The sequence below is a fragment of the Gluconacetobacter sp. genome, assembly GCF_047721585.1.
Classification (GTDB): Bacteria; Pseudomonadota; Alphaproteobacteria; order Acetobacterales; family Acetobacteraceae; genus Gluconacetobacter; species Gluconacetobacter dulcium.
On the sequence record NZ_JBDNXE010000033.1, the window covers coordinates 25942 to 35759 of the forward strand.

The 9818-nt window shown below is 61.3% G+C and carries 9 protein-coding genes and 1 pseudogene; 4 read left to right on the forward strand and 6 right to left on the reverse strand.

Annotated elements, in window-relative coordinates:
- Window positions 1-51: 51 nt before the first annotated feature.
- The 4 genes from ABF821_RS08470 to ABF821_RS08485 all read right to left on the reverse strand — a co-directional run bounded on the left by ABF821_RS08470 (window position 52) and on the right by ABF821_RS08485 (window position 3919).
- On the reverse strand, window positions 52-321 hold the full coding sequence (locus ABF821_RS08470) for a hypothetical protein (RefSeq protein WP_228518326.1): 270 nt from the start codon (window positions 319-321) through the stop codon (window positions 52-54).
- Between the two features lie 203 nt (window positions 322-524).
- Window positions 525-1331: a copper resistance protein B gene (locus ABF821_RS08475; protein ID WP_062497145.1), complete on the reverse strand. Its 807-nt coding sequence runs from the start codon at window positions 1329-1331 to the stop codon at window positions 525-527.
- Window positions 1328-3160 carry a copper resistance system multicopper oxidase gene (locus ABF821_RS08480; RefSeq protein WP_062497147.1) on the reverse strand — a complete coding sequence of 611 codons (1833 nt, stop codon included), beginning with the start codon at window positions 3158-3160 and terminating at the stop codon, window positions 1328-1330. The genes ABF821_RS08475 and ABF821_RS08480 overlap by 4 nt, the downstream gene beginning before the upstream one ends.
- Window positions 3161-3646: 486 nt before the next feature.
- Complete coding sequence (locus ABF821_RS08485; RefSeq protein ID WP_007284529.1) at window positions 3647-3919, reverse strand: metal-sensitive transcriptional regulator; 273 nt, start codon at window positions 3917-3919, stop codon at window positions 3647-3649.
- A gap of 43 nt (window positions 3920-3962) precedes the next feature.
- On the opposite strand from ABF821_RS08485, the gene ABF821_RS08490 reads away from it, so the two are divergent.
- The 4 genes and pseudogenes from ABF821_RS08490 to tnpC all read left to right on the forward strand — a co-directional run bounded on the left by ABF821_RS08490 (window position 3963) and on the right by tnpC (window position 9122).
- Entirely contained in the window at window positions 3963-6389 is a 2427-nt protein-coding gene (locus ABF821_RS08490) for a heavy metal translocating P-type ATPase (RefSeq protein ID WP_077813805.1), read from the forward strand.
- A gap of 293 nt (window positions 6390-6682) precedes the next feature.
- Window positions 6683-7123, forward strand: coding sequence for an IS66-like element accessory protein TnpA (gene tnpA, locus ABF821_RS08495; protein ID WP_010515588.1), 441 nt, complete (start codon window positions 6683-6685; stop codon window positions 7121-7123).
- The gene (tnpB, locus tag ABF821_RS08500; protein WP_010515587.1) at window positions 7120-7467 is read left to right on the forward strand and encodes an IS66 family insertion sequence element accessory protein TnpB; all 348 of its coding nucleotides are present in this window, start codon (window positions 7120-7122) and stop codon (window positions 7465-7467) included. Before tnpA ends, tnpB begins: the two co-directional genes overlap by 4 nt.
- Window positions 7468-7532: 65 nt before the next feature.
- A pseudogene (tnpC, locus tag ABF821_RS08505) lies at window positions 7533-9122 on the forward strand (IS66 family transposase).
- Between the two features lie 258 nt (window positions 9123-9380).
- On the opposite strand, the gene ABF821_RS08510 reads toward tnpC, so the two are convergent.
- Both ABF821_RS08510 and ABF821_RS08515 read right to left on the reverse strand, forming a co-directional pair.
- Window positions 9381-9539 (reverse strand): hypothetical protein, encoded by a 159-nt coding sequence (locus ABF821_RS08510; RefSeq protein ID WP_415529695.1) that lies wholly within the window; start codon window positions 9537-9539, stop codon window positions 9381-9383.
- Window positions 9540-9605: 66 nt separating this feature from the next.
- A partial coding sequence (locus ABF821_RS08515) for a transposase (RefSeq protein WP_415529696.1) occupies window positions 9606-9818 on the reverse strand: 213 nt, incomplete at its 5' end.

Genomic DNA, 9818 nt, shown 5'->3' on the forward strand with positions numbered 1-9818 from the left:
GCATCTCCAAGGGCGACGCTTATGGCGCCGCCCCGCTCCATCAGGAATCGATCAGCGCTGATGAACCGCGTCGGGCATGCTCTGCGGCCCCATCGGCATCTTCATGCCGCTTTCCTTGTCACCGCAGCCCATCTTCATCTTGTGATCTGACGGCGCCATGGCGTGGCCGTTCGACATATCCATGCCCTTCATCTTCATACAGCCTCCCATCTTTCCTTTCATTTTCATGCCCTTCTCCATGCCCTCCATGCCGGAACCGGACATGCCGTCCATTTTCATCTTGTCGTGGTCCATCCCCGACATACCGGACATGCCCTGCATCCCGGACATATCCTGACCCTGCGGCTGGGCCGGTGCCGGAGCGGGTGTCTGGGCATGCGCAACCGAGGCTGTGGCCAGAAGTGCTACCAGAGCGGCCGAGATCCTGAAATTGACAGTTAGCATTTGTAAGTTCCTTATCTTTTTTTATCTGAATCGGGACCGCACGGTGCGCCCCGCAACGACTTCACATCGGGCAGGAGCGGTCAGAACCACGTCCTGATCCCGAAGGTGAAATTCAGGTCCTGGACACGCTCATGCCTTGAACGTGCCATGTCGGCGGCCTGACCGAACGTGCCGGAATAACTCACGCCGATATAGGGCGCGAATTTCCGATGCCATTCGTAGCGAAGCCGCAATCCCGTATCGATATCGGACAGCCCGGTTCCGACGCCGCGCGCACGATCGGACGCGGAATAGAAGTTCATCTCGACCTGGGGTTGGAGAATCAGGCGATTGGTCAGCAGGATATCGTAGGAACCTTGCAGACGCCCCGCCGCGCCTCGGTCACTGAAATATGCCGTGGCCTCCACATTGAAGAAATATAGCGCCAGTCCCTCGACCCCGATCGCGCCCCAGGCCCGTGTGGGGCCGTTGTCAATATCGAGACGCACGCCAGTCTGGACATCGAAATACCGGGAGATGGCACGATCATAGAGGGCCTCATGATCTCCATCACCGAACTTGCCGTTTGTGCCGACCGTGCCTTCGGATTTCAGCCAGAGCTTGTCGTAGTCAGTGCCGAACCAAGCCTGCCCATCGTAACGGAACTGCCCGCCATCGGCACCAAAGCGCGCCTCGAACTGGTCGAGCAGCGCATGCATATAGATGTTATGGTCCATGACCGGCTGGATGCCGTTGACATAGACCACGGGCGCGGGAGCCGAGGCGGTCTGCGCTTCCTGGGTTCCTTCGCTCTGGCGTGCCGGGACTGACTGGGCGCGTCCCGTGCCAGGTACCGCGGTAGCCAGTCCAGCGGCAAGGACCGTGCCACCTATCAGACCCCGGATCACGACACCACCACCGTGCGGAACATGCCCACCTCCATGTGGTAGAGCAGGTGGCAGTGATATGCCCACAGCCCGGGTTCGTCCGCCGTGACCAAGTAACTCAGCCGCTCACCCGGCTTGACGGTAATCGTGTGCTTGTAGGGTCGGCAGTCACCCTGCCCATTTTCCAGTTCGCTCCACAATCCATGCAGATGGATTGGATGCTCCATCATCGTGTCGTTGATCAGGACGAAGCGCACCCGCTCGCCCAAAGTCAGACGAATCGGTTCCGCTTCCGAGAACTTCTTGCCGTCGAATCCCCAGATGAAGCGTTCCATGCTGCCGGTCAGGTGCAGGGTGATCTCGCGCGACGGCGGGCGTGGGTCCGCGCCCGGGATCGTGGCCCGCAGATCGGCATAGGTCAGAACGCGGCGACCATTATTCTCCAGCCCGTCGCCCGGCTCCGCCAGCCGGTTGATCGGCATCATGGCGACACTCTGCACCGCGACGCCGGGTTTCAACTCTGTTTTATGCCGCGACGCAGCCGCCATGCCCGGCATATCCATCGCAGCGGCTCCGGGTCTGTTAGCCTCCTTCATGTCCATGTGATCCATGTCCATGCCGCCGCCGGCAGGGGCATCACCGGGCTTCCCCGGCGAACTCCCCATCTCCATGCCCGCCATGCCGCCCTTCATGTCCATATTCCCCATACCCATGTCGGTCATGGTGCGCAGAGGGCGCGGGTCCATGGGGGGAACCGGCCCGGCAAGGCCCGAACGGGTGGCGAGCGTGCCGCGCGCGTATCCGGTACGATCCTCGGCCTGGGCAAAGACTGTGTACGGTCCATCGGCGGTGGGGCTGACAATTACATCGTAGGTTTCCGCTGGCCCGATGCGGAATTCATCGACCGGGATGGGCTCCACGTCATTACCGTCGGCCTGAACAACGGTCATCGTCAGGCCGGGAACCCGCACGTCGAACAGCGTCATCGCCGATGCATTGATGAAGCGCAGGCGAATGCGCTCGCCCGGTCGGAACAGGCCCGTCCAGTTCGCCCCGGGAGACTGGCCGTTGATCAGGTAGGTGTAGATGATGCCCGAAACATCCAGAATATCGGTCGGTGCCATGTTCATGGCACCCCATTGCAGACGATCCCGGATGGTCGCACCCAGCCCCTGTCGATGCGCGTCACGGAAGAACGTGCCCACCGTACGCTGGCGGAAATTGTAGTAATCGCTCTGGAATTTGAGGTTGGAGACGATGTCCTCGGGATCGACGTCGGTCCAGTCGGACAGGACCATCACATAGTCACGGTCGAAATGCTGCGCGTAACCATCCTTCGGATCGATGATCAGAGCCCCATACAGGCCCGTCTGCTCCTGGAAGCCGGAATGGCTGTGATACCAGTAGGTGCCGCTCTGATGCAGCGGGAAGCGATAGGTGAACGTCTCGCCGGGCGCGATGCCGCCGAAGCTGAGGCCGGGCACGCCATCCATGTGGGCCGGCACCCGGAGGCCGTGCCAGTGGATCGACGTGGGCTCATCCAACCGGTTGGTGACGTTCAGTTCGACCGTGTCACCCTGACGCCAGCGCAGGATCGGCGCGGGCGTGGAGCCGTTCACACCCACCGCGTGCATGCGCGCACCGGTGATATTGATCGGTACAGAACCGATCGTAAGGTCGAAACGGGTGCCAGGCAGCGGGTCGGGCCGACCCGACGCCGGCGCATAGACCGGAGCGTAGGCGCCCGCGCTGCCCTGCGGGACGGCCAGCGCCGCCCCCCACAGGCCCGTCCCGACGACGAAACGGCGGCGCGTGATCGCGCTCCGTCCCGCAAGGGATCGTATTGACATGAATAATAGTCCGCAAAAGAGAGAAGGCGGAACCGGTCATAGGTCAATGACCAGTCCTGAGACTGTCAGAACAGAATCAGGCCATCTGTCTGGGCGGTGGCAGCGCCGGCGCGAACCCATGACCGACGATGCGATCTGAGCGAGACAAGCCGAAAGGTGCCGTAACACCTGAGTAATCAAACGCCCTGGTCACGGAGGGCGGCATCAGCCAATTGGCGACGCAGGCACCCTGGGCGCAGCAATCGCCGCAATGATGACATGGATGATGGTCGTGGCACGGTTCATGATTGCAATGTGCGGTCGTCGTATCCGCACGGGATGGCATCTGCATCCCTGGCATGTCGGCCATCGGCTGGGTAACCACAGCAACTGTAGAGGGCAACGTGGCGGCATGACCCGGCATGACGGATGCCAGCATCAGCCCCACCTGCAGAAGCAGGCAGGCCAGCAACCGTCCCAACCGTATCGCGCCGATCTCTTGCACGTCTACCCCGTCATCTTGCTGACCGTTTCGATCAGTTCCCCGATTTTTTCCTGACGCTCCACCGGATCGCCGGATTCGATCGCCTCTACAACGCAGCCCGCGATATGTTCGCGCAGAACAAGCCCCTCGAGCCGATGCAACGCCGCCTTGGCGGCCCGAAGCTGAAGCAGAACATCCACGCAATAGCGGTCTTCGTCCACCATTTTCTGGATGCCACGCACCTGACCTTCGACCCGTTTCAGGCCCTGCGAAATCTTTACCCGTGACTGCCTCATTGCACTATACCCTACAGGGGCATACCTTGAAGTGCAAGCGATTATGGCATACTTCGACGCCGCGGCTGGCGGCCACAAGCAAGGGGGCTTCATGACGAACGACAATACAGCAGCTTGCGCGTCCCATCTCCATGGAGAGGGTCCCACCCCGGCAGCGACCGGAGTTGACGCGCACCTGGTCAAGGATCCTGTGTGTGGCATGACGGTCGATCCCGCGACGGCGACGCATCATGCCGACCATGATGGCCGGACCTGGTATTTTTGCAGCGCGCACTGCCAGACAAAGTTCGAGGCCGCCCCCTGTCATTACCTGCACAAGGCGGACACGACGCCCATCAAGCCTCAGCCCAGGCGGGCCGGGATGATCTGGACCTGCCCGATGCACCCCCAGATCCGACAGGATCACCCCGGCTCCTGCCCCATCTGCGGCATGGCGCTGGAACCGGAGGAGCCATCCGACGCCGACATGCCCAACCCGGAACTCGTGGATTTCAGCCGGCGCCTGTGGGGAGCGAGCATATTGGCGGTCCCGCTCGTCGTCATCGCCATGGCGGCGGATATGGGAGGGCTGGCATTTTTCGATGGCGGCCTGACGAACTGGATTCAGTTGGCGCTTACGGCACCAATCGTGCTGTGGGCCGGCTGGCCGTTCCTCGAACGCGGCTGGATGTCTCTCCGCACCCGGCATCTGAACATGTTTACGTTGATCATGCTGGGCGTCGGCGCGGGCTTTCTCTACAGCATCGCCGCGACAGTAGCCCCTGGCCTGTTCCCTGCTGCCTTCCGCATGCATGACGGGTCGGTCCCGGTCTATTACGAAGCCGCAGGTGTTATCGTGGCCCTGGTGTTGGCCGGGCAGGTCCTGGAACTGCGCGCCCGCGCCCGTACCAGTCGCGCCATTCGCGCCCTGCTGGATCTCGCACCGAAAATCGCACACCGGGTCGGCGCGCAGGATCGCGAGGACGACGTACCGCTGGCCCAGATCGTGCCCGGCAATCGGCTCCGCATCCGGCCGGGGGAAAGCATCCCGGTGGACGGCACCGTCATGGACGGGCGCTCCAGCGTGGACGAAGCCATGCTGACAGGAGAGCCAGCACCTGTCGCCAAGGGCCCGGGTGACAAGGTGACGGGCGGAACCATCAACGGCACCGGCAGCCTGCTGATGACGGCCGAGGCCGTCGGCTCGGACACAATGCTGGCCCGGATCGTCAGCATGGTAGCGGCCGCCCAGCGTACGCGCGCACCGATCCAGGCGGTGGCGGACCGGGTCTCCGGCTGGTTCGTGCCGCTGGTCGTGCTTGTGTCCCTGCTGACCTTCGTTGTCTGGCTTCTGGTCGGTCCGCAACCGCGCTTCGGACACGCACTGCTGAACGCCATTGCGGTCCTGGTGATCGCCTGTCCGTGCGCGCTGGGCCTGGCCACTCCGATGTCGATCATGGTCGGCATGGGACGCGGGGCGCGAGCTGGCGTGCTGGTTCGCAACGCCGAGGCCCTGCAGGCACTGGATACGGTCGATACGCTGGTGATCGACAAGACCGGCACCGTAACGGAAGGCAAGCCCCGGCTGATCGCGACCGAAACATCAGGTGCATGGGATTCCAGCATCGTCCTGCGACTGGCGGCATCACTGGAAACACAATCCGAGCATCCGCTGGCCCAGGCGCTGGTCGCCGCGATGACGGAGCAGGGCCTTCAGGCCGCGCCGGTCGGGGATTTCGCGTCTCAGACCGGCCTGGGCGTGACCGGCACCGTGGACGGGCATGCCGTCGTCGTCGGAAACCAGGCCCAGATGCGGCAGCAGGGCATCGATGCGTCGGCATTGATCCCTGTCGCGGACACCCACCGGGCGGAGGGCGCGGGCGTCATGTTCGTCGGCATCGACGGACAGGCCGCTGGGTTGCTGGTCGTGGCCGATCCGCTGAAGACCGACGCGAAGGAGACCATCGCGGCACTGCACGCAGCCGGCATGCGGATCGTGATGCTGACGGGTGACAATGCCCGGACTGCGGAAGTCGTGGCCCGGCAGGCGGGAATCGACGAGGTACATGCCGACCTCAAACCCGAGGATAAGGCCGCGATCATTCGTGACATGCAACAGAAGGGAGCCCGTGTCGCCATGGCGGGCGACGGCGTCAACGACGCGCCGGCCCTGGCCACCGCCGATATCGGAATCGCCATGGGCACAGGCACCGATGTCGCCATCGAAAGCGCCGGGATGACACTGGCACAAGGCAGCCTCGCCGGACTGGTACGCGCCCGCCGCCTGGCACAGGCGACGATGCGCAACATCCGGCAGAATCTGGCATTTTCTTTCCTGTTCAATGGGATCGGCATCCCACTTGCCGCAGGCGTACTGTATCCCGTCTTTGGCCTTACGCTGTCGCCCATGTTCGCGGGAGGCGCGATGGCCCTGTCATCCCTGGCCGTCGTGACAAACGCACTGCGGCTCAATGCCCTGAGACTTCGGTGAAAGCAGATTGCCTATTTCGTTCAGAAGGCAATGCCTATCCGGGGCCCGCTTGCAGAGGTCGACCAGGAAGACATCCGGTGACTGCTGCGCCAAGCTATGCTCTCTTAATTCGGCAACAGGAAAGTCGTCTAGGTTCCATGTGACGATTATCGGCGCGTCTGCCTCGATCGCGGTCGCGGCGACGGGACGGTCATCAGGATCGAGCAACGTATATGGTCGGAATTGCTGTTCGTAAGTAAGCTTCCGGTGTGAGACGCCTTGTGGATTTTATGGTGTGGTGATGTGTTCTGTTCATGACAGAGCGATCAGAACAGAATGATGCTTGTGTCGCAGCGACATTCGCTGCGACACAAGCATCGCGAGCCCTTCATCCGGTTATTGAAATTGTTGGCGAACGGCGCCGGGCCTATGATGACGCGTTCAGACGTCGGGTTGTGCTGGCTTCTTATGAAACTGGTCAGTCAGTCCGTGCTGTTGCGCGCCAGTTTGGTGTCCACGTCAGCGTCGTTTACCGATGGCGTCAGAGACTGGATTTCGTAAACCCGTCTGCGAAAGAGCAGCTTTCTTTTGTGCCGGTTCATATGACATCCCCTGTTGAAGGGCTGGGAGGAGACCAGTCCTGCGGGAGTGGACATGAAGCCAGCATTCTTTTTCCTGGTGGCGAGAAGCTGATGGTTGACAGCCGGATCGCGATTGAAGATCTGAGGAAACTCCTTCAGGTTTTACGCTCATGATCCCTCTTCCCTCTGGTCTGAAGATATGGCTGGCGGCAGGTGCGACAGACATGCGCCTTGGCATGCCCGGTCTGGCGCTGAGGGTTCAACAGTTTCTGGGGAGAGACCCCTATGCTGGTGATGTTTTTGTCTTTCGTGGCCGACGCGGCGATCTGGTGAAACTGATCTGGCATGACGGGATTGGAGTGTCCCTCTATGCAAAACGGATTGAACGTGGGTATTTCATCTGGCCCTCGGCAAAGGACGGGGCCATCCATCTGAGTGCGTCACAATTAAGTTGTCTGCTCGAAGGGATCGACTGGCGTAATCCGCAGAAAACATGGCGACCTGAACTGGCGGGGTAACAAAAAGGGGATCGTGATCCATAGTCCTGTACCCTTTTGAACGGTTTTGTGCTGAACTGTTTTTCATGACGGGAAGCATGGATGACATAACGGCCTTACGTGCGGCACTTGCCGCCGCCGAGACGCGTGCCCGTGCTGCCGAAACCCGGGCCACAGACGCTGAAGCCCGAGCAGTCAGCGCTGAAGCGCAGATTACCCATCTTAAACATCTTATTGCACGGATGCGTCAGGACCGCTTCGGGACGTCATCGGAACGGGGACGGCGCCTGCTGGACCAGCTGGAACTTGAGCTGGAGGAGCTGGAAACAACGCAAGCCGAAGACACGTTCGAAAATGCGGCGGACCTCGCTGTCCGTGCAACAGCACCGCGGAATAACCGGGGGCGGCAGCCCTTACCCGCCGACCTGCCACGCGAACGGATGGTTCTTCCTGCGCCAACACAGTGTCCGTGCTGTGGCGGGATGCGCCTGAGCAAACTGGGCGAAAGTATCACTGAGACGCTGGAAGTGATCCCACGCCAGTTCAAAGTCATCCAGACGGTGCGGGAGAAGTTCACCTGTCGGGATTGCGAGAGCATTACCCAGCCACCAGCGCCTTTCTACCCGATCTCACGGGGGCGTGCAGGGCCAGAACTGCTGGCGGGCATTCTGTGCGACAAGTATCTCCAGCATCTGCCGCTGAACAGGCAGAGTGATGCCTTTGCACGCGAAGGGATTGATCTCGACACGTCAACGTTAGCCGACTGGGTGGGAGCCTGCACAGCGACCCTGGCCCCTCTGAACGCGCTGATCCGGGTCCATGTGCTGGCAGCTGGTCGTCTGCATGCGGATGACACCACCGTGCCCGTGCTGGCGAAGGGCCGAACACGCACCGGTCGATTGTGGAATTATGTGCGCGACGATCACCCCTTTGGAGGCACAGCACCGCCAGCCGTGTGGTTCCGTTATTCACGGGACCGCAAGGGCGAACATCCTGTCGATCATCTTTCGGGCTGGACGGGGATCGTGCAATCCGATGCCTATGCCGGATATAACGCTCTGACAAAACCGGGCCGTCAGCCTGCACCTGTCGTGTCTGCAGGATGCTGGGCGCACGGACGAAGGGGGCTGTTCAAAATCGCGGAGAAGGACAAGGCCCCGCTGGCGATAGAGGCAGTGCGCCGCATCGACGCCATCTTCGAGGCTGAACGTGTGATAAACGGCACCCCAGACCAGCATCGGCTCGCGGTCCGTCAGGAAAGCAGTGCTCCCATGGTAGAGGACCTGTTCATGTGGATGCGTGACACGTGCCAACGCATGTCATCAAAAAATCCCATTGCACAGGCCATGAGCTATTTTCTCAGACGACCTGATATGTTCACACGGTTTCTACATGATGGGCGCATCTGTCTCACAAATAACGCCGCAGAGCGTGCGCTCCGTGGGATAGCCCTCGGCAGAAAAGCCTGGTTATTCGCCGGGTCAGACCGGGGCGGAGAACGCGCTGCCGCCATGTATTCCCTGATCGTCACCGCCCGTCTGAACCTTGTCGATCCCAAAGCATGACTCGCAGATGTCCTCGCCCGTATCAACGATATGCCAAATCCACGCCTCCATGAACTCCTGCCATGGCACTGGAAAACCCTTCACCACAGCAATAATACCATCAAAGCCTGATTACGCCCGCGGCTCTCTCCGGATGCTTACGTTCGTAACCGGTTACTGTCGCCTTCGGCAGCGCGGCGTTCATGAGTTGCTTCGTAGTCGCCAAGCGTTCGGCCGAAAGGTCCGGCGTGTTGGCCAGAAGGTTTCGTATCCACTCGTCATGAATCGCGTCGGTCCACCGCGCATCGACCGTCCGCCGCCGCCTGGACGACGATGTTCCTAAGGTGAAACGGGTAGAGGATACAGGCGTCGTAGATTGCGACAACGGGACTAAATGCCATAATGGAGATGGAGATTCTCGGAGTCGGCGGCCAAATCCTCCATGGCCTTCTGCCGAACATCGAGTTCCGTATTCAACGCCAGCACGTCCTTGAGCGACGCGCGGCGGTGCTTGCCGATATAGCGGAACGGAAGGTCGCCGCGATCCATCCGCAGTACGACGAGCGGTCGGGAGATACCGAGGATGGTGGACGCCTCGGTGGGGCTTAGGGCCTGTTAGAACTTGATCCAGTCTGCTGCGGCAGCGATGTGGATGACGGCGAGGAATGACGTTGCGGTTTTTTCGTATCTGGTTGCGACAGCACGCCACTCCTTGAGACGGGCCCAGAGGTTCTCAACAAGATGCCGACACCGATAGGCCCATTTGGGGCAGGCGACCGGGCCATCGCGTCGTTTCGCGGGAATGGCTGGCCGTGCTCCCATGTCCCA